Annotated in this window: 22 protein-coding genes; 15 read left to right on the top strand and 7 right to left on the bottom strand. The window is 63.3% G+C overall.

The annotated features are described in order from the left end of the window. Positions 1 to 15 precede the first annotated feature (15 nt). From mdcA to madM, 9 genes are all read left to right on the top strand, one after another. Positions 16 to 1,686 carry a malonate decarboxylase subunit alpha gene (gene mdcA, locus BBG20_RS15450; RefSeq protein ID WP_065904906.1) on the top strand — a complete coding sequence of 557 codons (1,671 nt, stop codon included), beginning with the start codon at positions 16 to 18 and terminating at the stop codon, positions 1,684 to 1,686. Next, positions 1,687 to 2,520 (top strand): triphosphoribosyl-dephospho-CoA synthase, encoded by an 834-nt coding sequence (locus tag BBG20_RS15445; protein ID WP_065904904.1) that lies wholly within the window; start codon positions 1,687 to 1,689, stop codon positions 2,518 to 2,520. Then, the gene (locus BBG20_RS15440) at positions 2,520 to 2,819 is read left to right on the top strand and encodes a malonate decarboxylase subunit delta (protein WP_065904902.1); all 300 of its coding nucleotides are present in this window, start codon (positions 2,520 to 2,522) and stop codon (positions 2,817 to 2,819) included. Before BBG20_RS15445 ends, BBG20_RS15440 begins: the two co-directional genes overlap by 1 nt. Next, positions 2,812 to 3,651 (top strand): biotin-independent malonate decarboxylase subunit beta, encoded by an 840-nt coding sequence (locus BBG20_RS15435; RefSeq protein ID WP_065904901.1) that lies wholly within the window; start codon positions 2,812 to 2,814, stop codon positions 3,649 to 3,651. Before BBG20_RS15440 ends, BBG20_RS15435 begins: the two co-directional genes overlap by 8 nt. Then, on the top strand, positions 3,648 to 4,418 hold the full coding sequence (mdcE, locus tag BBG20_RS15430) for a biotin-independent malonate decarboxylase subunit gamma (RefSeq protein ID WP_065904899.1): 771 nt from the start codon (positions 3,648 to 3,650) through the stop codon (positions 4,416 to 4,418). The genes BBG20_RS15435 and mdcE overlap by 4 nt, the downstream gene beginning before the upstream one ends. Then, entirely contained in the window at positions 4,412 to 5,008 is a 597-nt protein-coding gene (locus BBG20_RS15425) for a malonate decarboxylase holo-ACP synthase (RefSeq protein ID WP_065904897.1), read from the top strand. Before mdcE ends, BBG20_RS15425 begins: the two co-directional genes overlap by 7 nt. After that, positions 5,005 to 5,904, top strand: a complete 900-nt coding sequence (gene mdcH / locus BBG20_RS15420; RefSeq protein ID WP_065904895.1) for a malonate decarboxylase subunit epsilon — start codon at positions 5,005 to 5,007, stop codon at positions 5,902 to 5,904. The genes BBG20_RS15425 and mdcH overlap by 4 nt, the downstream gene beginning before the upstream one ends. A 67-nt stretch (positions 5,905 to 5,971) precedes the next feature. Next, complete coding sequence (gene madL, locus BBG20_RS15415) at positions 5,972 to 6,385, top strand: malonate transporter subunit MadL (protein ID WP_064454526.1); 414 nt, start codon at positions 5,972 to 5,974, stop codon at positions 6,383 to 6,385. A 1-nt stretch (position 6,386) separates the two neighbouring features. Further along, the gene (gene madM / locus BBG20_RS15410; RefSeq protein ID WP_058426582.1) at positions 6,387 to 7,151 is read left to right on the top strand and encodes a malonate transporter subunit MadM; all 765 of its coding nucleotides are present in this window, start codon (positions 6,387 to 6,389) and stop codon (positions 7,149 to 7,151) included. Positions 7,152 to 7,168: 17 nt separating this feature from the next. On the opposite strand, the gene BBG20_RS15405 is transcribed toward madM, so the two are convergent. From BBG20_RS15405 to BBG20_RS15395, 3 genes are read right to left on the bottom strand one after another with little or no spacing between them, the layout of a single operon-like run. Next, a complete protein-coding gene (locus tag BBG20_RS15405; protein ID WP_065904893.1) occupies positions 7,169 to 8,089 on the bottom strand; it encodes a LysR family transcriptional regulator in 921 nt (306 codons plus the stop codon). 38 nt (positions 8,090 to 8,127) lie between these two features. Further along, positions 8,128 to 8,670 (bottom strand): chromate transporter, encoded by a 543-nt coding sequence (locus BBG20_RS15400; RefSeq protein WP_065904891.1) that lies wholly within the window; start codon positions 8,668 to 8,670, stop codon positions 8,128 to 8,130. Continuing rightward, positions 8,670 to 9,236 (bottom strand): chromate transporter, encoded by a 567-nt coding sequence (locus BBG20_RS15395; RefSeq protein WP_065904889.1) that lies wholly within the window; start codon positions 9,234 to 9,236, stop codon positions 8,670 to 8,672. Before BBG20_RS15395 ends, BBG20_RS15400 begins: the two co-directional genes overlap by 1 nt. 203 nt (positions 9,237 to 9,439) lie before the next feature. Between BBG20_RS15395 and trhA the strand changes: the two genes are divergently transcribed. Beyond that, positions 9,440 to 10,057, top strand: a complete 618-nt coding sequence (gene trhA, locus BBG20_RS15390; protein ID WP_065904887.1) for a PAQR family membrane homeostasis protein TrhA — start codon at positions 9,440 to 9,442, stop codon at positions 10,055 to 10,057. A 23-nt stretch (positions 10,058 to 10,080) separates the two neighbouring features. On the opposite strand, the gene BBG20_RS15385 is transcribed toward trhA, so the two are convergent. Next, positions 10,081 to 10,983, bottom strand: coding sequence for a LysR family transcriptional regulator (locus tag BBG20_RS15385; protein ID WP_065904885.1), 903 nt, complete (start codon positions 10,981 to 10,983; stop codon positions 10,081 to 10,083). 107 nt (positions 10,984 to 11,090) lie between these two features. Here BBG20_RS15385 and BBG20_RS15380 point away from each other — a divergent pair, with 107 nt between their 5' ends. Genes BBG20_RS15380 through BBG20_RS15370 form a run of 3 tightly spaced genes read left to right on the top strand, consistent with a single transcriptional unit; the run spans position 11,091 to position 13,620 of the window. Further along, complete coding sequence (locus tag BBG20_RS15380) at positions 11,091 to 12,332, top strand: D-amino acid dehydrogenase (RefSeq protein ID WP_065904883.1); 1,242 nt, start codon at positions 11,091 to 11,093, stop codon at positions 12,330 to 12,332. A 10-nt stretch (positions 12,333 to 12,342) separates the two neighbouring features. Continuing rightward, the gene (locus tag BBG20_RS15375) at positions 12,343 to 12,693 is read left to right on the top strand and encodes a RidA family protein (protein WP_065904878.1); all 351 of its coding nucleotides are present in this window, start codon (positions 12,343 to 12,345) and stop codon (positions 12,691 to 12,693) included. A 24-nt stretch (positions 12,694 to 12,717) separates the two neighbouring features. Then, complete coding sequence (locus BBG20_RS15370) at positions 12,718 to 13,620, top strand: transporter substrate-binding domain-containing protein (protein WP_065904876.1); 903 nt, start codon at positions 12,718 to 12,720, stop codon at positions 13,618 to 13,620. 53 nt (positions 13,621 to 13,673) lie between these two features. On the opposite strand, the gene BBG20_RS15365 is transcribed toward BBG20_RS15370, so the two are convergent. Together BBG20_RS15365 and BBG20_RS15360 are read right to left on the bottom strand one after the other, a co-directional pair. After that, positions 13,674 to 14,393: a 16S rRNA (uracil(1498)-N(3))-methyltransferase gene (locus tag BBG20_RS15365; RefSeq protein WP_065904875.1), complete on the bottom strand. Its 720-nt coding sequence runs from the start codon at positions 14,391 to 14,393 to the stop codon at positions 13,674 to 13,676. Positions 14,394 to 14,458: 65 nt separating this feature from the next. After that, complete coding sequence (locus BBG20_RS15360) at positions 14,459 to 15,865, bottom strand: adenosylmethionine--8-amino-7-oxononanoate transaminase (protein WP_065904874.1); 1,407 nt, start codon at positions 15,863 to 15,865, stop codon at positions 14,459 to 14,461. A 281-nt stretch (positions 15,866 to 16,146) separates the two neighbouring features. On the opposite strand from BBG20_RS15360, the gene BBG20_RS15355 reads away from it, so the two are divergent. After that, a complete protein-coding gene (locus BBG20_RS15355; protein WP_065904873.1) occupies positions 16,147 to 16,698 on the top strand; it encodes a cytochrome b in 552 nt (183 codons plus the stop codon). A 32-nt stretch (positions 16,699 to 16,730) separates the two neighbouring features. Further along, positions 16,731 to 17,309 (top strand): YceI family protein, encoded by a 579-nt coding sequence (locus BBG20_RS15350; RefSeq protein ID WP_065904872.1) that lies wholly within the window; start codon positions 16,731 to 16,733, stop codon positions 17,307 to 17,309. A gap of 226 nt (positions 17,310 to 17,535) precedes the next feature. On the opposite strand, the gene BBG20_RS15345 is transcribed toward BBG20_RS15350, so the two are convergent. Then, a complete protein-coding gene (locus BBG20_RS15345; protein ID WP_065904871.1) occupies positions 17,536 to 19,422 on the bottom strand; it encodes a DEAD/DEAH box helicase in 1,887 nt (628 codons plus the stop codon). Between the last annotated feature and the right edge of the window lie 116 nt (positions 19,423 to 19,538).

Genomic DNA, 19,538 nt, shown 5'->3' with positions numbered 1-19,538 from the left:
ACCCGTGGAGCGACCATGACAACGACAATAACCCCCGACTCGCGCTGGACGCGGCGGCGCGACGAGAAGCAGCGGCGGCTCGGGCTGGTCAAGCACTTTGCCGACGGGGCCGTGTTGCCCAGTGACAAGATCGTCGCGGCGCTTGAGGCGTTGATCCTCCCCGGCGACCGCGTGGTGCTGGAGGGCAACAACCAGAAGCAAGCCGATTTCCTCTCGCGCTCCCTGGCCAAGGCCGACCCGGCCAAGCTCCACGATTTGCACATGATCATGCCCAGTGTCGGCCGCTCCGAGCACCTGGACCTGTTTGAAAAGGGCATCGCGCGCAAGCTGGATTTCTCCTTCGCCGGCACTCAATCCCTGCGCATCAGCCAGTTGCTGGAAGACGGCCTGCTGGAAATCGGCGCGATCCATACCTACATCGAACTCTACGCGCGGCTGGTGGTGGACTTGATCCCCAATGTGGTGCTATCTGCCGGGTTCATGGCCGACCGCGCCGGCAATATCTACACCGGTGCCAGCACTGAAGACACCCCGGCATTGATCGAGCCTGCCGCGTTCAGCGATGGCATCGTGATCGTGCAGGTCAACCAGTTGGTGGATGACGTCAGCGACTTGCCCCGCGTGGACATCCCCGCCAGTTGGGTGGATTTCGTGGTGGTGGCCGACAAGCCGTTCTACATCGAACCGCTGTTCACCCGTGACCCGCGCCACATCAAGCCGGTGCATGTGCTGATGGCGATGATGGCGATCCGTGGCATCTACGAAAAACACAATGTGCAATCGCTCAACCACGGCATCGGCTTCAACACCGCCGCCATCGAGCTGATCCTTCCCACCTACGGCGAGTCCCTGGGCCTTAAGGGCAAAATCTGCCGCAACTGGACCCTCAACCCGCACCCGACCCTGATCCCTGCGATCGAAAGCGGCTGGGTGGAAAGCGTGCATTGCTTCGGCACCGAACTGGGCATGGAAAACTACATCGCCGCGCGCCCGGATGTGTTCTTCACTGGCCGCGACGGCTCGATGCGCTCCAACCGGATGTTCTGCCAACTCGCTGGCCAGTACGCGGTGGACCTGTTTATCGGCGCGACCCTGCAAGTCGACGGCGACGGCCATTCCAGCACCGTGACCCGTGGGCGTCTCGCCGGGTTTGGTGGCGCACCGAACATGGGCCACGACCCGCGCGGTCGTCGCCACGGCACACCGGCCTGGCTGGACATGCGTCACGACGATGCGCCAGAAGCCTTGCTCGAACGCGGCAAGAAGCTGGTGGTGCAGATGGTCGAGACCTTCCAGGAAGGCGGCAAGCCGACCTTCGTTGAGACCCTCGACGCGGTGGAAGTGGCGCGCAAAAGCGGCATGCCGCTGGCGCCGATCATGATCTACGGCGACGACGTGACCCATCTGCTCACCGAAGAAGGCATCGCCTACCTGTACAAGGCGCGTTCACTCGAAGAACGCCAGGCAATGATCGCCGCCGTCGCCGGGGTGACGGCCATCGGCATGCGCCACAACCCAAAAGACACCGCACGCATGCGTCGCGAGGGCTTGATTGCCTTGCCCGAAGACTTGGGCATTCGCCGCACCGACGCCACTCGCGAGTTGTTGGCGGCCAAGAGCGTCGCCGACCTGGTGGACTGGTCGGGTGGTTTGTACAACCCGCCCGCCAAATTCAGGAGCTGGTAAATGCGCGCCCTCAAACTGCATGAACTGAGCCTGGCTGATCGCCTGGCAGACATGGCCGTCGACGCATTGATCGATGAGGCTGACTTGTCGCCCAAGCCCGCCCTCGTGGATCGGCGTGGCAATGGTGCCCACAACGATTTGCACCTGGGCCTGATGCACGCGTCGGCGCTGTCGCTGTGGCCGATGTTCAAGGAAATGGCCGAGGCAGCGATTGACGTCGGTGAAGTCGGCCTGCCCTTGCGCGAAGCCCTTGGGCGTATCGGCCGCGAAGGTGAGCAAGCCATGCTCGCCACTACCGGCGGCGTGAATACCCATCGCGGTGCGATCTGGGCGCTTGGCTTGCTGACCGCAGCGGCGGCGTTGGAGCCGCGCGCCGTGACACTCACCGCGGCCAAGCTGGCCTTGCTCACCGACCGCTACGCCCCACAACCGATGAGCCACGGCGCCCAGGTCGCACAGCGCTTCGGCGCACGGGGCGCCCGTGAGGAAGCGCAACTGGGCTTCCCTTCGGTGGTGCAACGCGGCCTGCCGCAACTGCACAAGAGCCGCCGGCAAAACGTTGGCGAACAGAACGCGCGCCTGGATGCCTTGCTCGCGATCATGACGGACCTGGCCGACACCTGTGTGCTCTATCGCGCCGGCCTGGAAGGCCTGCATGCCATGCAGCGTGGCGCACAGGCCGTGCTCGATGCAGGCGGCAGCGCGACCCTCGCCGGTCGTCGTCAGCTGCATGAATTGGACCACCAACTGCTGGCCCTGAATGCCTCCCCCGGTGGCGCCGCCGACCTGTTGGCCGCCTGCCTGTTTATCGACCGCCTCGACGGAGCGTTGTGATGGAAACCTTATCCTTTGAATTCCCCGCCGGGCAACCGCCAAAAGGCCGTGCGCTGGTGGGTTGCGTCGGCTCGGGTGACCTGGAAGTCCTGCTGGAACCGGGTACGCCCGGCACGCTGACCATCGAGGTGCAGACCTCGGTGAATGGCGCCGCACTCCGCTGGCAGCATCTGTTCGAACGGATCTTCCAGGAGCAGACGCCACCGGCCTTGAAGATTGATATTCACGATTTCGGCGCCACCCCAGGCGTGGTGCGTCTGCGCCTGGAGCAGGGCTTCGAGGAGATCGGCCATGACTGACCTCACCAAACACAGCTTTGTCGAACTGGGCGCCCGGCAGCGGGCCAAGTCCTTGTTGGACGCCGGTTCCTACCGCGAACTGATCGACCCATTCCAACGCGTCATGTCGCCCTGGCTCAGCCGCCAAGGCGTGGTGCCGCAGGCGGATGACGGGGTGGTGATCGCCAAGGGCAGCATCGACGGAAAACCGGTGGTGATTGCCGCCATCGAGGGCAACTTCCAGGGCGGCAGCCTTGGCGAAGTAGGCGGTGCGAAAATCGCCGGCGCTTTGGAGCTGGCAGCCGAGGACAATCGCAAGGGCATCCCGACCCGCGCCGTGCTGTTGCTGGAGACTGGCGGCGTGCGCCTGCAGGAAGCCAACCTGGGCCTGGCCGCGATTGCCGATATCCACGCGGCGATTGTCGACCTGCGCCAGTACCAGCCGGTGATTGGTGTGGTGGCGGGCAGTGTCGGGTGCTTTGGCGGCATGTCCATCGCCGCCGGGCTGTGCAGCTACCTGGTCGTGACCCGCGAAGCACGTCTTGGCCTCAATGGCCCGCAAGTGATCGAACAGGAAGCCGGCCTGGAAGAATACGACTCGCGCGACCGCCCGTTTATCTGGAGCCTGACCGGCGGCGAGCAGCGCTTCAACAGCGGCCTGGCCGACCGTTACGTGGCAGACGATGTGACGCAGATCCAGCAGACCGTTACTGCATTGCTGCAACAAGGCTTGCCTGCTCAGCAGCGCAGCCGTCAGGCCGAACATTACCTGGCGCGTCTTGGGCAACTGGACGCCACGCCGCAAATCGACGCGGCAACGGTGCGTGACCTGTATCAAGGAGAACGCTCATGAGAGGCTTGCAGTGGTTCAACGCATTGAGCGCCGGCGCCACCCCTGTCGACGGTTTGCCGCAGTCGCTGAGGGTTGCCGACGGTCTCTTGGGTGAGCAGACAGTGCGCTTCGTCGCCGTGGTCAGCGACCCTCAGAACCGCTTCCCGCGCGCCCGTAACGGCGAAGTCGGGTTGCTCGAAGGCTGGGGCCTGGCCAAGGCGGTGGATGAAGCCATCGCCCACGGTGACCAGCGTCCGATCATCGCCATCGTCGATGTACCGAGCCAAGCCTACGGCCGTCGCGAAGAAGCCCTCGGCATTCACCAGGCCCTGGCCGCCGCCGCCGACAGCTACGCACGCGCCCGGTTGGCCGGCCACCCGGTGATCGCGCTGCTGGTGGGCAAGGCGATGTCCGGGGCGTTCCTCGCCCACGGCTACCAGGCCAACCGCCTGATCGCCCTGCGTGACCCCGGTGTGATGGTGCACGCCATGGGCAAGGCCTCGGCGGCGCGGGTGACCCTGCGCAGTGTCGAGGAACTGGAAGCCCTGGCCGCCAGCGTGCCGCCGATGGCCTATGACATCGACAGCTATGCCAGCTTGGGGCTGTTGTGGGAGACCTTGTCGGTCAGCCAGATTGAACAGCCCACGCCGGACGATGTGGCGCGGGTCAGCGATTGCCTGGTCAACGCGATCAAGGATATCGACGGCCGCGATTTGAGCGGGCGTCTCGGCGCAGCGAATCGCGCCGCCTCCAGCCATGTACGCCAGCTGCTGCGGGAGCAATGGTGAACGCCCACGATTTGCTCTGGGGCATGACCCCGGCGCACGTGCCTGCCGACGCACCGGCCTGGGTGCTGGAGGCCGTCGCCTCTGGCCATCCGGTGGTGGTGCGCCGCGCCATGGCCGAGCCGGGTCATGTGCCCGTCGGCGTACGCGGGCGGTTGCGTGAGCAGCGTTATGCCGCCCAGATGCCGCTGGCGGCCGTGCAGCGGCGTGTGATCCCCGAGGATTTGTGTGGTGTGGTCTCGCCACGGGATTTACCCGCGCTGCGCGCGCTCGATCTATTGCGCCCGGTGCTGGCGCAGGAGGCCTGGGGCGTCACGGGCAGCGCGGGTTTCGAGTTGGCCAGCGGGATTCAAGCGCTGCACGCGCAGAGTGATCTGGATTTGATCCTGCGTACGTCCGAGCGACTTGAGCGCGGTGATGCCGAGGATCTGCTGGCGATATTGAACACCGCACCGTGCGCCGTGGATCTGCAACTGCAAACCCCGTTTGGCGCCGTCGCCTTGCGCGAATGGGCAAGTGGGTCACGCCGCGTGCTGCTCAAGACCGCCAGCGGTGCACACCTTGTGCAGGACCCTTGGCAGGCCGTGGCATGAGCAGCCTCCTGGTTTTCCCGGGGCAGGGCGCCCAACGGCCGGGCATGCTTCATCAGCTGCCCGTGGAGGTGTTGGAGCAGGCCAGTGAGGCCTTGGGCGAAGACGTCCTGGCGCTCGACTCGGCGCAAGCCCTTGAGTCGACCCGCGCCGTACAACTCTGCCTGTTGATCGCCGGTGTGGCCCACGCCCGCCTCCTGCAACACACCCCGGATTATGTCGCGGGCCTGTCCATCGGTGCCTACCCGGCGGCGGTGATTGCGGGCGCGCTGGACTTCGACGAGGCCATCAAACTGGTCAGCCTGCGTGGCGAGCTGATGCAAAACGCTTATCCACACGGCTACGGCATGACCGCAATCATCGGCCCGGCGTTATCCACGGTGGAAAACCTGCTGGCCGAAATACACAGTGCTGAAACGCCGGTGTACCTGGCCAATATCAACGCCGACAACCAGACCGTCATTGCCGGCAGCGATGCAGCAATGAAGCTTGTCGCAGAACGCATCCAGGGCAACGGCATCGCCAAGCGCCTGGCGGTCAGCGTGCCGTCCCATTGCGCGCTGCTGGATGCGCCTGCCCAGCGCCTGGCCCAGGCGTTCGGTGCACTCAAGCCGCCGCGCATCACCTACCTGAGCAGCACGCGTGCGCGGCCGATCCACAACCCCGAGCAATTGCGCGACGACCTGGCCTTCAATATGTGCCGCGTCGTCGACTGGCGCGGCACCGTGCAAAGCGCCTACGAGCGCGGCGTGCGCCTGCAGATCGAACTGCCGCCGGGCGCCGTGCTCACCGGCCTGTCGCGCCGCGTGTTTGAACAAGGCACGGTGATCGCCTGTGAAGGCGCACGCCTGGACACCTTGCAGGCCTTGCTGGAAGAGGAGGAGCGCCGCCACCGATAAAGCACCACCCAAGGCTTTCGAAGCACAAAAACAACAATTTCGATCGAGCACTTTGAGGACAACAACAATGATTATTTACGGTGTGGCATTGCTGGCGATCTGCACGCTCGCGGGCGTGATCATGGGCGACATGCTTGGCGTGTTGCTCGGCGTCAAATCCAACGTGGGCGGGGTGGGGATTGCGATGATCCTGCTGATCTGCGCCCGCCTGTGGATGCAAAAACGCGGCGGCATGACCAAGGATTGCGAAATGGGCGTGGGCTTCTGGGGCGCGATGTACATCCCCGTGGTCGTGGCGATGGCCGCGCAACAGAACGTCGTCACCGCCCTGCACGGCGGCCCGGTCGCGGTGCTCGCGGCGATTGGTTCGGTGGTGGTGTGCGGGTGCACCATTGCCCTGATCAGCCGCACGCACAAGGGTGAACCTTTACCCGATGAAGAGCCGCTGATCACGCCGACACCTGTCGTGGGAGGCCGCTGATATGTGGGATCTCATTGAAAAAGGCTTGGAACATAACGGCCTGATCACCGCGTTTGCCTTCGTTGGCGTGGTCATGTGGATTTCCGTGGTGCTGTCCAAGCGACTGACCTTCGGGCGCATCCACGGCTCGGCGATCGCCATCGTCATTGGCCTGGTGCTGGCCTGGGTCGGCGGCACGATCACGGGCGGACAAAAAGGCCTGGCCGACCTGGCACTGTTTTCCGGCATCGGCCTGATGGGCGGTGCGATGCTGCGTGACTTCGCCATCGTCGCCACCGCGTTTGAGGTGCAGGCCACCGAAGCGCGCAAGGCCGGCATGATTGGCGTGATTGCCTTGCTGCTGGGCACGATCCTGCCGTTTATCGTCGGCGCGAGCATGGCCTGGGTGTTTGGCTACCGCGATGCAATCAGCATGACCACCATCGGCGCGGGCGCGGTGACGTACATCGTCGGCCCGGTGACTGGCGCGGCGATTGGCGCGACCTCGGATGTGATGGCGCTGTCGATTGCCACCGGGTTGATCAAGGCGATCCTGGTGATGGTCGGCACGCCCGTGGCGGCGCGTTGGATGGGCTTGGATAACCCGCGCTCGGCGATGGTGTTTGGCGGCTTGGCCGGCACCGTGAGTGGAGTGACGGCAGGCTTGGCGGCAACGGATCGGCGATTGGTGCCGTATGGCGCGCTGACGGCGACGTTCCATACCGGGCTGGGGTGTTTGCTCGGGCCTTCGCTGCTGTACTTCATCGTGCGTGGGTTGGTGGGCTGACCCCCGATAGCGGAGTGTCAGGCTGTCCCCTGCCGATTGGCATACATCCGACACTCCGCCAACAACGCCAGCAAGTTCGGGTCTCTTTCCTTGGCCTTCAGGAACACCACGCCGATATGCTGCTGCAACCGATACCTGGGTTGCAGCGGTATCAGCTTCACGCGGTTCTCGTACACCGCCGCAATCCTTCCCGGCAGCAGCGCATAACCCACGCCCGAACTGACCATGCTCAACAGCGTGAAGATGTCATTGACCTGCATCGCCACCTTCGGCTCGAACCCCGCCTGCTTGAACACGCGATTGCCATCCTGGTGCGTGGCGAAGCCCTGGGTGAGGGTGATGAAGGTCGCGTCGCGCACGTCGGCAAGGTCGATTTCCCGCTCGCGGTCGAAGGGCGAATCGGCCGGGGTGGCGAGGAAGATGTCGTCGCTGAACAAGGCAATCTGTTCGCAGTCGGGATCGTTGGCGTGCTCATCCAGAGAGATGAGGATCGCGTCCACTTCCATGTTCTTGAGCTTGTACAGCAGGTCGAAATTCGAGCCCAGGATCAGGTCGATATTGAGCTCGCTGCGCCTGATTTTGAGGCCCATGATCAGTTGCGGCACGGTCTTGACGGTCAGCGAGTACAGCGAGCCAAGCTTGAAGCGCTCGGCGGAGAACCCGGCGGCTTCGCGGGTCAGGCGTACGCTGTCGACCACATCGGCGATGAGTTTTTGCGCGCGTTCTTCAAGCACGTAGGCGCTTTCCAGCGGCGTGAGGTTGCGCCCTTCGTGTTTGAACAGCGGGCAGCGCAGGGCATTTTCCAGCGAGTGAATGGCGCGGTGCACGCTGACGTTGCTGGTTTGCAGCTCGGCGGCGGCGCGGGCCAGGTTGCCGGTGCGCATGAACGCCAGGAAGATCTCGAGCTTTTTGAGGGTGAATTCTTCGTCGATCAGCATGGCCATTGGCTCTTGTTCGAATGCCGTCGATTGTGCCCCTAAAACCAGTTCACTCCCAGCCATGCGCTGCACAGGCCCAGCACCACGCCGAGGATGATCAGCCAGATCGCGTTCAGGCGCGTGTAATACACCACGGCAGCACTGGCCAGCGTCAGCACCAGGCTGGTGGCATTGTTTTCCAGGCTGTTCATCAGGATGTAGGTCGAGGCGAGAATCAAGCCGATGGAGAGCGGCAGCAGGCTGCGCTTGACGCGCTGCACCCAGGGCGTGCGGGTGTGACGCTCCAGCCAGCCGGCGCCGACGTAGGTCAACACCGAGCAAGGCACCAGTTTGGCGGCCAGCGCCACCAGCGCGCCGGGCAACCCTGCCGCCTGCTGGCCGATAAATACTAGGAACATGCCGTTGGGCCCCGGCAGCGCCTGGGACAGGGCGAAGAACGCGACGAATTGCGCGTCGGTGATCCAGTTCATGTCAGTGACGGCGTAGCGGTGGATATCACTGATGGCCACGGTATTGCCGCCAATCGACATCAGCGACCACAGCGCGCATTGGATCATCAGGTGCAGCAGCACGGTTTGCATCAGCCGGCCACCTTGTGTGTGCTGACAAAACTCAGGGCCAGCGAGCTGGGGATGCAGATCAGCAGCACCATCCACAGCGGCAGCACGAAAACCGCCATCAGCACGAAAGTCAGCACGAACGCGCTGTAGTTGGCGAGGGTGCGAGGCATGGCCTTGAGCAGGCGCAGGGTGGTACCGAGCATCAGCCCGGTGGCGATCGGCATCACGGCGCCGAAGATCTGCTGCACCACCTCGTTGCTCCACCACTTGGCGTAGGCGAAACCGGCGAACACGGTGATCAGCGAGGGGAACAGGTACAGCCCGCAGACGGTCACAATCGCACCCGGCAAGCCATGCAGGCGCCGGCCGTAGATGATGCCGACGTTGGCGATGTTGGGGCCGGGGAAGAACTGGCCGGTGGTCAGCAGCTCATTGAAGCCTTGCTCGCTGACCCAGCGGCGGCGGTCGACCATCATCTGCCGCGCCCAAGGCATCACGCCGCCAAAGCCGAACAGGCCGACCATGGCGAAGTTGTAAAACAGTTGCCATAGGCTGGGTTGCGGCATGTCGGGTTCAAGCTCAGGCATTGTCGATACCATTGGGGGCAGGTGCACCCTTGCAGGGGCCGGCTTGCCGGCGATGAGGCCCTTGAGCCCTGTGCCGGCAAGGACGGTGTGAATCATCCGATGGGCAGTGGTGTCAGGGCAAATGAAGAAAGGTTGTTACCCGATAGTGAGTGACTGCGGTCAGAATGCTCAAGGTGATAACGGTTATTCGAGGTGAGTGACACATGTATCACGGGGAACGATTCAACGCCTGGAGCCATTTGCTCGGGGCGGTTGCAGCTTTTGTCGGTGCGGTATGGATGTTGGTGGTGGCGAGCCTGGACGGCAGCCCCTGGAAAATCGTCAGCGTGGCCATTTACGGCTTTACCCTGCTGGTGCTGTACAGCGCGTCCACCGTGTACCACAGCGTGCAGGGGCGACGGAAAGAGATCATGCAGAAGGTCGATCACTTCTCGATCTACCTGTTGATTGCCGGCAGCTATACGCCGTTCTGCCTGGTCACGCTGCGCGGGCCATGGGGCTGGACGCTGTTCGGGATTGTGTGGGGGCTGGCGGTGATCGGCATCCTGCAGGAGATCAAGCCGCGTTCCGAGGCGCGCATCCTGTCGATCGTGATCTACGCGGTGATGGGCTGGATCGTGCTGGTGGCGGTCAAGCCGCTGCTCGCCGCGCTGGGCACGGCGGGGTTCGCCTGGCTGGCGTCGGGCGGAGTGCTGTATACCGTGGGCATCATCTTTTTTGCCCTGGAGGATCGCCTGCGGCATTCCCATGGCATCTGGCACCTGTTCGTGATCGGCGGCAGCCTGCTGCATTTTGTGGCGATCATGCACTACGTGCTGTGACCGTCACTTGCCGGCGCTTACGCTTACAGGCGTTCCAGTAGCTCGCGGGCACGCTTGCCGAAAATCTGCAGCAGGTTCGCCAGCATGTGCGGCGGTGGTTCGTCGGCGCGGGTGAGGGCGTACAAGGTGATCGGCAAGGGCGGCGTGAGCGTGCGGATGCGCGTGGTGGCGGTCGAGGCTCCCAGCGCGGTGAAGGGGTCGATCACCGTGAGCCCGGCGCCGGATTCCACCATGGCCCGGGCCAGCGAATAGGTTTGCACCGAGATCGTCACCTGGGGCGGCGGGTCGACGTTTTCCAGATAACTGTCGAGTTTCGCGGCCAGCGGGTCGGCGCTGGACAGCCCGATCAGCGGCGCACCCGCCAGGTCGGCGAGCGGCAGCGGCTGGCGAGTTTCAGCCTCGGACCAATAGCCTTTGGACGCCAGCGCCACCAGCACGCCATTGGCCAACACCTGGGTGGTCAACCCCGGATGGCCGGAGAAGTTGAGCGTCAATGCCAGGTCGATCTCGCGCATCAACAGTTTCTGCACCAGCTCGCGGCTGTGGTCGCTGGATAGTTCGCAGGCGATGTCCGGGTAATCGTGCTTCCACTCCAGAATCGCCGGCGGCAGCAGCGACAGCGCCAGGGCCGGGATCGCGCCAATGCGCACACTTTGGCCCGGCTCGCGGCGCAAACTCTTGGCCAGGCGTCGCACGCCTTGCAGGCTCTGGGTGACTTTTTCCACTTCGCTTTCGAGCGCCAGGGCTTCCGGCGTGGGTTGCAGCTTGCCGCGCACCCGCAGGAACAGCGGAAAGCCCAATTGTAACTCCGCGTGTTGCAACACCTTGGTCACGGCCGGCTGCGACACATGCAGCAACTGCGCGGCAGCGCTGATGGAGCCGGTCTGGCGGATGGCCTGGAAGATCTCGATATGACGCAAGCGCATGGCGTGTCCATAACCTTTGTTTATAGGTGACCCATCTTTATTCATTGTCGGTGACCTGTCACCTGCCCCTAGGCTTGAGCCTTCTTATTCAACGGCTGGGGGCTGGCATGGCCAGGCAGGTTTGCATCATCGGTGGAGGGGTTATCGGCCTGGCGAGTGCCTACGCGTTGGTGCGCGCCGGCCATGAAGTGACGGTGATCGAGGCACGCGACAGCCTGGGCAGCGAAACCAGTTTTGCCAATGGTGGGCAGTTGTCCTACCGCTACGTCGCCCCGCTGGCAGACGCCGGCGTGCCGCTGCAGGCGATTGGCTGGTTGCTGCGCGGCGATTCGCCGCTCAAGCTGCGCCCGCGCCTGGACCCCCAGCAATGGCGCTGGATGGCGGCCTTCATCGGCGCCTGCCGCGGCTCGGTGAACAAACGCAACGCCGCGCACTTGCTGCGCCTGGCGAGCCTGAGCCAATCCACCTTGCAGCAATGGCGCGTCGATGACGGCCTGGACGGTTTCGACTGGCGACGCAACGGCAAGCTGGTGACTTTTCGCAACGCCGATACCTTCGAGCGGGCGCGCAGCAAGGTCACCGACGTCCTGCAGCAGCAGGTGCTGTCGGCGGTAGATTGTGCGCGCCTGGAGCCGACACTCGCGGCAGGTGGGTTTGTCGGCGGCATCTACACGCCCAATGAGGAAGTGGCGGACTGTCATGCCTTCTGCCAGCAGTTGGCGGCGCGTCTTCAAGCGTCGGGGCGCTGCACCTTCATACTGGGGCGCAAGGTCACCGGGATCCTGCATGCCGACGGTGCGGTACAGGCTATCGAACTGGGCGGCGAAGTGATGCCGGTACAGCAATTGGTGCTGGCTGCCGGGCATCGCAGTGCCGAGTTGGCGTTGCCGGGCTTGTCACTGCCGCTGTACCCGCTCAAGGGCTATAGCCTGAGCGTGCCGATTGGCGCGCAGCACCGCGCGCCGAACGTGAGCATCACCGACTACGACCGCAAGATTGTCTACGCGCGCATCGGCGAACAACTGCGGGTGGCGGCGATGGTGGATATCGTCGGCTTCGACGCCAGCCTTGAGCCCAAGCGCCTGGCACTGATCAAGCGCCAGGCAATCGAGACATTTCCTACAGCTGGCGACTACACGCATGCGCTGGAATGGGCCGGCATGCGCCCGGCTACCCCGACCGGCGTGCCGCTGATTGGCGCCAGCCTCTATCGCAACCTGTGGCTGAACCTGGGCCACGGTGCCCTGGGCTTTACCCTGGCGTGCGGCAGCGGCCAATTGCTCGCCGAGTTGATCGGCCAACACGTCCCTTCCATTGATATGCAGGGCCTGGCGCCCCGCGCCGCATAAGGATGCACCCATGACCATCACGCGAATCAGCAGCAACGAACGACTGTCCGGCGCCGTCACCTTCAAGGACCTGGTATTCCTCTCGGGCCAGGTGCCGGGCGAGGGTGTCGACGTGGCGACCCAGACCCGCGAAGTGCTGGCGAAGATCGACGGGCTGCTGGCCCAGGCCGGCAGTGACAAGGATCATGTCTTGAATGCGACCATTTACTTGAAAGATATCGGCAACGGTTTCGCCCCAATGAATGATGTGTGGTCTGCCTGGCTGTCGCCGGGCATGGCGCCGACGCGCACCACCTTGCAGGCGGAACTGGCGCGACCGAGTGTGCTGGTGGAAATCAGCGTGATTGCTGTCCGTAAATAACTCAAAGACCAACGGAGAATAACAATGAAAAAAATCCTGTTGACCGGTTGCACCCTGGGGCTGTTGCTGGGGGCGCAGGCCCATGCCAACCAAGCGCCGCTGGACGGCACGCTGGGCAAGATCGCCAGCGCCAAGTCGATCACCCTGGGCTATCGCGATGCGTCGGTGCCGTTTTCCTACGTGGGGGATAGCAGTGGCAAGCCCATGGGGTATTCGGTGGACCTGGCGAGCAAGATCGTCGAGCGCATCCAAGAGAAAACCGGGGTGGCCGATCTCAAGGTGAAATACAACCTGGTGACTTCCCAGACGCGCATCCCGCTGGTGCAGAACGGCACCGTCGACCTCGAATGCGGCTCCACCGGGGTGACTGCAGAGCGCCAGCAGCAGGTGGCATTTTCCTACGGCTTTATCTACGTGAAGGGGCAGTTGCTGACCGCCAAGGACAGCGGTATCCAGGGCTTTGACGACCTCAAGGGCAAAAACGTGGTGACCACCGCCGGTACCACCAACGAGCGGTTTCTCAAGAACTACAACGCCGAGCACAAGACCAATATGTTCGTGATCAGCGCCAAGGACCACGGCGAGGCGTTCAAGATGCTCGAGACCGGTCGCGCGGCGGCGTTCTATATGGACGATGCGCTGCTCTACGGTGAGCGCGCCAAGGCCAGGGATCCGCACAAATGGGTGGTGGTCGGCAAAGAGCAGTCGCGGGAAATCTACAGCTGCATGGTGCGTAAGGGCGACCCGCAGTTTCTCGCGGTGGTCAACGAGGCACTGGGCGACCTGTACCGCTCGGGGGCGATCAACGGGATTTACCAGCGTTGGTTTGAACAGCCGATTCCGCCCAAGGGCTTGAACCTGGAGTTCCCGATGACCAGCGAGTTGAAGGCGATCATTGCCACGCCGGTGAGTGACCCGGTGGAGTGATCACCCGATCAACCGTAGGCGCCGGCGTGCCGGCGCTTACATTGGAGGCGGGGTTAGAAATCGCCCCAGAGTTGCTGCGCCACCGCCAACGCGACGACGGGCGCCGTCTCGGTCCGCAATACGCGCGGGCCCAGGCGGGCGGCATGGAAGCCGGCGTCTTGCGCGGTTCGCACTTCATTGTCGGTCAACCCGCCTTCAGGGCCGATCAGGAAGGCCAGGCTGGCAGGCTTGGCATGGCTGACCAGCGGCTCGGCCACCGGGTGCAGGACCAGTTTCAAGTCGGCCTCGGTCTGCTTCAACCAGTCCGCCAGCAGCAGCGGTGGGTGAATCACTGGCACTGTCGAACGCCCACATTGCTCGCACGCGCTGATTGCCACCTGGCGCCAGTGCAGCAGGCGTTTGTCGGCGCGTTCATCCTTGAGGCGCACTTCGCAGCGCTCGCTGAAAATCGGCGTGATCGCGTTGACGCTCAGTTCGGTGGCTTTCTGTATCGCCCAATCCATGCGCTCGCCCCGCGACAGCCCCTGGCCGAGGTGGATGTGCAGCGGCGATTCGGCCTGCCCGGCGAAGCTTTGCGTGAGTTGCACGCTGACGCGCTTCTTGCCGACATCCAGCAAAGTGCCCAGGAACTCCTGGCCGGAACCGTCGAACAATTGCACGGCGTCGCCTTCGTTCATGCGCAGTACACGGCTGATGTAGTGCGCCTGGGCTTCGGGCAGTTCGTGCTCGCCAAGGCTCAGCGGGGTGTCGGTGAAAAAGCGGGACAGTCTCATTTCTGTTCTCTGGAAAATAGGGTGTTTCTGCAGGCGCCGGCTTGCCGGCGCCTGCAAGGGTGTGATCAGCCGGGATCGCGGAAGCCTGGGTGGAAGTCCTTCGGCACGGCGACACTGACTTTGCTGTTGGTGGCAATGTCGATGCCTTCACTGGCCACCTCGGCCAGGAAATCGATCTGCTCCGGTGTGATCACATACGGCGGCAGGAAATACACCACGCTGCCCAAGGGCCGCAACAGCGCACCGCGTTCCAGGGCATGCTCGAAGACCTTCAGTCCACGGCGTTCCTGCCACGGGTAGGCGGTCTTGGTGGCTTTGTCCTGGATCATCTCGATGGCCAGGACCATGCCGGTCTGGCGCACTTCCGACACGTGCGGGTGGTCCACCAGGTGCGCGGTGGCGGTGGCCATGCGCTGGGCCAGGGCCTTGTTGTTCTCGATGACGTTGTCTTCTTCGAAAATATCCAGGGTCGCCAAGGCGGCCGCGCACGCCAGCGGGTTGCCAGTGTAGCTGTGGGAGTGCAGGAAGGCGCGCAGGGTCGGGTAGTCGTCGTAGAAGGCGTCGTAGACATCATCGGTGGTGACCACCGCCGCCAACGGCAGGTAGCCGCCGGTGAGGGCCTTGGACAAACACAGGAAATCCGGGCGGATACCGGCCTGCTCGCACGCGAACATGCTGCCGGTGCGGCCGAAGCCCACGGCGATTTCATCGTGGATCAGGTGCACGCCATAGCGGTCACAGGCTTCGCGCAGCAGCTTGAGGTACACCGGGTGGTACATGCGCATACCGCCGGCGCCCTGGATCAGCGGCTCGACGATCACCGCCGCAACGCTGTCGTGGTTGTCGGCGAGGGTCTGTTCCATGGCCTGGAACATGTTGCGCGAATGCTCTTCCCAGCTCATGCCTTCGGGCCGCAGGTAGCAATCCGGGCTCGGCACCTTGAGGGTGTCCAAGAGCAGCGCCTTGTAGGTTTCGGTAAACAGCGGCACATCGCCCACCGACATCGCGGCGATGGTTTCGCCGTGGTAGCTGTTGGTCAGGGTGACGAAGCGCTTTTTGTTCGGCAGGCCGCGGTTGAGCCAGTAGTGAAAGCTCATCTTCAGCGCCACTTCGATGCACGACGAACCGTTGTCGGCATAGAAACAGCGGGTCAGGCCTTCGGGCGTCATCGCCACCAGGCGCTCGGACAGTTCGATCACCGGTTGGTGGCTGAAACCGGCGAGGATCACGTGTTCGAGTTGGTCGACCTGATCCTTGATGCGCTGGTTGATACGTGGGTTGGCGTGGCCGAACACGTTGACCCACCAGGAGCTGACGGCATCGAGGTAGCGCTTGCCTTCGAAATCTTCCAGCCACACGCCTTCACCGCGCTTGATGGGGATCAGCGGCAGTTGCTGGTGGTCTTTCATCTGGGTGCAGGGATGCCACAACACGGCCAGGTCGCGTTGCATCCACTGGTTGTTCAAGCCCATCGGTCATCTCCTCGAAGCGGTCCTGCGTGTGGCGCAGGTGAAACAGTCGCGCAAGCCTATGCAATGCAGGCCTGTGTCACAACCCATTGCGAGTTTGAAGCGTAAATTGGTGGTAAACGCAGGACAGTCCGTCACGTTTCTTCTGGATAGTCCTTAATCTCTTGTTAACTTACTCTGCATACGCTCTTGATCGTATTTCTCGATATTTCAAAGCGAAATTTTCCGCTTTAATTCGATAGGTAAATCGATAGTCTTGCCACAGCTCTTACGGGATTTGGGACATGCAACTACGTAATTCACCGGCCCGCTATGGCTGGGTCAGCATCGTTTTGCACTGGGGCGTGGCCCTGGTGGTGTTCAGTCTGTTCGCATTGGGCCTGTGGATGGTCGGTCTCGACTACTACAGTGCCTGGCGCAAAGACGCCCCGGACCTGCACAAGAGCATCGGCATTACGCTGTTCGCCATCATGCTCGTGCGGATCGTCTGGCGCCTGGTCAGCCCGCCGCCGCCACCGCTTGCCAGCTATAGCCGCATGACGCGTCTGGGGGCTGCGTTTGGCCACGCGTTCCTGTATCTCGGGCTGTTTGCCGTGATGATTGCCGGTTACCTGATTTCCACCGCAGACGGTGTCGGGATCCCGGTGTTTGGCTTGTTTGAGATTCCTGCGCTGGTTTCCGGGCTACCGGACCAGGCAGACACTGCAGGCGTGGTGCATTTGTACCTGGCCTGGGTATTGGTGGTGTTCGCCGGCCTGCATGGCGTGGCCGCGCTGAAACACCATTTCATTGATCGTGATGTGACCCTGGTTCGTATGCTGGGGCGCAAAGCCTGATGTTCAACCTCGACTCACAAGGAATAGAAAGCATGTTGAAAAAGACGCTCGCCGCTCTGGCAATCGGTACCGCCCTGCTGTCTGCTGGTCAGGTGATGGCCGCCGACTACAAGATCGACAAGGAAGGCCAGCACGCCTTCATCGACTGGAAAATCAGCCACCTCGGCTACAGCTACATCCACGGTACCTTCAAGGACTGGGATGGCTCGTTCAGCTGGGATGCCGCCAAGCCTGAAGCCAGCAAAATCGCGGTCGACGTGAAAACCGCCAGTCTGTGGTCGAACCACGCAGAACGTGACAAGCACATCGCCAGCAAGGACTTCCTCGACGTTGGCAAGTTTGCCGATGCCAAGTTCGTGTCCACCGCTGTTAAATCCACCGGCGAAAAAACCGCTGACGTGACGGGCGACCTGACTTTCCACGGCGTGACCAAGCCTGTGACCTTCAAGGCGACCTTCAACGGTGAAGGCAAGGATCCATGGGGCGGCGAACGTGCTGGCTTCAACGCCACCACTACCGTCAACCTGAACGACTTCGGCATCAAAGGCCCAGGCCCGTCCTCGCAGACTGTGGACCTGGACATCTCGCTGGAAGGCGTCAAGCAGAAGTAATTTCTGTTTTTACCCGAAAAAACCGGATCCTGAGATCCGGTTTTTTTATGCCTGGAATGCACGCAATGTGGGCGCTGGCTTGCCTGCGATGCGGGCGCATCGAAGCATCAGGCACACCGAGTCGATACGATCGCAGGCAAGCCAGCTCCCACAGTTGATCAGTGTCGAGTCAAAAAAAATGCCCCGTCTCGAAAGAGGCGGGGCATTTTTTGTGGTGCTTTGAAACTCAGCGGTTGCGGGTCAGCAGCGCAGGTTTTTCACCACGAGGACGGCCTGGCAGTTGATCCAACTGCTCCGGTGTCGGGAAGCGGTCGGCTTTCGACTCCTTGTGGATGATCTTCGGCGCCGGGCCACCGCGCGGGTTCTGCACGGCGGGTTCGGACAAGCGTGGCTGGTCGTCACGGGCCGGGCGACGGTTGTTGCTGCGCGAATCATCGCGACGGGCCTGGCCATCACGAGGCGCGCCGTTACGCGGGCCGTTGCGCTTGGCCGGTGGCGTACCGGTGGTGCCGCCGCTGCTGTTGCGCGGACCGTTCTGACGACCGCCCTGTGGCTGGCCGCCACGTGGGGCACCTGCGCCGGCACCTTGCGCCGGGGCGCCTGGACGACGGCCACGACCCTGGGGCGGTTTGGCCTGGGGCACGTAGTCAACGCGGTTACCGAAGTTATCCACGTCGTCGTCGAGGAACTCGTCCGGGGCGCGGTCGGCTGCAGCGCGTGGTGGCTGGGTCGGCTGGCGCTGTTCGCGGGCCGGGGTGCCTTCACGTGGTTTTTGCTCACGGGCCGGGCGCTCGCCACGGCCGTTGGTAGGCGCTTTTTCCTTGCCGCCCTTGTCCTTGCCCTTGTCGCGACGACCACCGCCACCACCGCCGCCGTTCGGGCCATCGCCCTTCGGACCGCGTGGGTTGCGTGGGTTGCGCACGTCCGGACGCTCGCGCGCTTCTGGCTTTTCAGCCTCGACGGCGCTGGCATCGAAGCCCATCAGGTCGCCGTCGGCGATTTTCTGCTTGGTCATGCGCTCGATGCTTTTCAGCAGTTTTTCTTCGTCCGGTGCAACCAGGGAGATGGCTTCACCCGAACGACCGGCACGGCCGGTACGGCCGATACGGTGCACGTAGTCTTCGTCGACGTTCGGCAGTTCGAAGTTGACCACGTGTGGCAGTTGGTCGATATCCAGGCCGCGGGCGGCGATATCGGTGGCCACCAGGATGCGCACTTCACCGGCCTTGAAATCGGCCAGGGCTTTGGTGCGGGCGTTCTGGCTCTTGTTGCCGTGGATGGCGACGGCGGTGAGGCCGTGCTTGTCCAGGTACTCGGCCAGGCGGTTCGCGCCGTGCTTGGTGCGGGTGAACACCAGTACCTGTTCCCACGCGCCGGCGGTGATCAGGTGGGCCAGCAGCGCACGCTTGTGGCTGGCGGCCAGGCGGAACACGCGTTGTTCGATACGCTCGACCGTGGTGTTCGGCGGCGTGACTTCAATGCGTTCCGGGTTGTGCAGCAGCTTGCCGGCCAGGGCGGTGATGTCGTTGGAGAACGTTGCCGAGAACAGCAGGTTCTGACGTTTGGCCGGCAGGCGTGCGAGGACCTTTTTCACGTCATGGACAAAGCCCATGTCGAGCATGCGGTCTGCTTCGTCCAGCACGAGGATTTCCACGTGGGACAAGTCGACGCTGCCTTGGCCGCACAGGTCGAGCAAGCGACCGGGGCAGGCGACCAGCACGTCGACACCACGGGACATGGCCTGAACCTGTGGGTTCATGCCGACGCCGCCGAAGATGCAGGCGCTGACGAACTTCAGGTCGCGGGCATACAGCTTGAAGCTGTCGTGCACTTGCGCGGCGAGTTCGCGGGTGGGGGTCAGGACCAGTACGCGCGGTTGGCGCGGGCCGTGACGCTGGGATTTGTCCGGGTGACCATTGGGGAACAACCGCTCCAGAATCGGGAGGGCGAAGCCGCCGGTTTTACCAGTACCTGTCTGAGCCGCAACCATCAGGTCGCGACCTTGCAACACGGCGGGAATGGCCCGCTGTTGCACCGGAGTAGGCTCGGTATAGCCCGCTGCCTCGATGGCGCGGACTAAAGCCTCGGAGAGACCGAGGGAAGCAAAGGACATGAGTAATCCTGTTTTAGTTAGGGCTTGGCCCAGAGGGATAATCTTGCCGGGCGTGAATGGCGCTTAGGGGAGCGCAATCCCGTCCGGTCCTGCTGCGTCTGGCGAGCACTCCACCG

Origin of the sequence: Pseudomonas aylmerensis (genome assembly GCF_001702265.1) — a bacterium.
Classification (GTDB): Bacteria; Pseudomonadota; Gammaproteobacteria; order Pseudomonadales; family Pseudomonadaceae; genus Aquipseudomonas; species Aquipseudomonas aylmerensis.
The sequence above is the reverse complement of the archived record's forward strand: the minus strand, read 5'-3'. Positions and strand labels throughout refer to the sequence as shown.

What these genes read in the sequence shown, in the direction of transcription:
- mdcA (WP_065904906.1), top strand. Translation starts at nt 16, where the DNA reads ATGACAACGACAATAACCCCCGACTCGCGCTGGACGCGGCGGCGCGAC.
- BBG20_RS15445 (WP_065904904.1), top strand. Translation starts at nt 1,687, where the DNA reads ATGCGCGCCCTCAAACTGCATGAACTGAGCCTGGCTGATCGCCTGGCA.
- BBG20_RS15440 (WP_065904902.1), top strand. Translation starts at nt 2,520, where the DNA reads ATGGAAACCTTATCCTTTGAATTCCCCGCCGGGCAACCGCCAAAAGGC.
- BBG20_RS15435 (WP_065904901.1), top strand. Translation starts at nt 2,812, where the DNA reads ATGACTGACCTCACCAAACACAGCTTTGTCGAACTGGGCGCCCGGCAG.
- mdcE (WP_065904899.1), top strand. Translation starts at nt 3,648, where the DNA reads ATGAGAGGCTTGCAGTGGTTCAACGCATTGAGCGCCGGCGCCACCCCT.
- BBG20_RS15425 (WP_065904897.1), top strand. Translation starts at nt 4,412, where the DNA reads ATGGTGAACGCCCACGATTTGCTCTGGGGCATGACCCCGGCGCACGTG.
- mdcH (WP_065904895.1), top strand. Translation starts at nt 5,005, where the DNA reads ATGAGCAGCCTCCTGGTTTTCCCGGGGCAGGGCGCCCAACGGCCGGGC.
- madL (WP_064454526.1), top strand. Translation starts at nt 5,972, where the DNA reads ATGATTATTTACGGTGTGGCATTGCTGGCGATCTGCACGCTCGCGGGC.
- madM (WP_058426582.1), top strand. Translation starts at nt 6,387, where the DNA reads ATGTGGGATCTCATTGAAAAAGGCTTGGAACATAACGGCCTGATCACC.
- BBG20_RS15405 (WP_065904893.1), bottom strand. Translation starts at nt 8,089, where the DNA reads ATGCTGATCGACGAAGAATTCACCCTCAAAAAGCTCGAGATCTTCCTG.
- BBG20_RS15400 (WP_065904891.1), bottom strand. Translation starts at nt 8,670, where the DNA reads ATGCAAACCGTGCTGCTGCACCTGATGATCCAATGCGCGCTGTGGTCG.
- BBG20_RS15395 (WP_065904889.1), bottom strand. Translation starts at nt 9,236, where the DNA reads ATGCCTGAGCTTGAACCCGACATGCCGCAACCCAGCCTATGGCAACTG.
- trhA (WP_065904887.1), top strand. Translation starts at nt 9,440, where the DNA reads ATGTATCACGGGGAACGATTCAACGCCTGGAGCCATTTGCTCGGGGCG.
- BBG20_RS15385 (WP_065904885.1), bottom strand. Translation starts at nt 10,983, where the DNA reads ATGCGCTTGCGTCATATCGAGATCTTCCAGGCCATCCGCCAGACCGGC.
- BBG20_RS15380 (WP_065904883.1), top strand. Translation starts at nt 11,091, where the DNA reads ATGGCCAGGCAGGTTTGCATCATCGGTGGAGGGGTTATCGGCCTGGCG.
- BBG20_RS15375 (WP_065904878.1), top strand. Translation starts at nt 12,343, where the DNA reads ATGACCATCACGCGAATCAGCAGCAACGAACGACTGTCCGGCGCCGTC.
- BBG20_RS15370 (WP_065904876.1), top strand. Translation starts at nt 12,718, where the DNA reads ATGAAAAAAATCCTGTTGACCGGTTGCACCCTGGGGCTGTTGCTGGGG.
- BBG20_RS15365 (WP_065904875.1), bottom strand. Translation starts at nt 14,393, where the DNA reads ATGAGACTGTCCCGCTTTTTCACCGACACCCCGCTGAGCCTTGGCGAG.
- BBG20_RS15360 (WP_065904874.1), bottom strand. Translation starts at nt 15,865, where the DNA reads ATGGGCTTGAACAACCAGTGGATGCAACGCGACCTGGCCGTGTTGTGG.
- BBG20_RS15355 (WP_065904873.1), top strand. Translation starts at nt 16,147, where the DNA reads ATGCAACTACGTAATTCACCGGCCCGCTATGGCTGGGTCAGCATCGTT.
- BBG20_RS15350 (WP_065904872.1), top strand. Translation starts at nt 16,731, where the DNA reads ATGTTGAAAAAGACGCTCGCCGCTCTGGCAATCGGTACCGCCCTGCTG.
- BBG20_RS15345 (WP_065904871.1), bottom strand. Translation starts at nt 19,422, where the DNA reads ATGTCCTTTGCTTCCCTCGGTCTCTCCGAGGCTTTAGTCCGCGCCATC.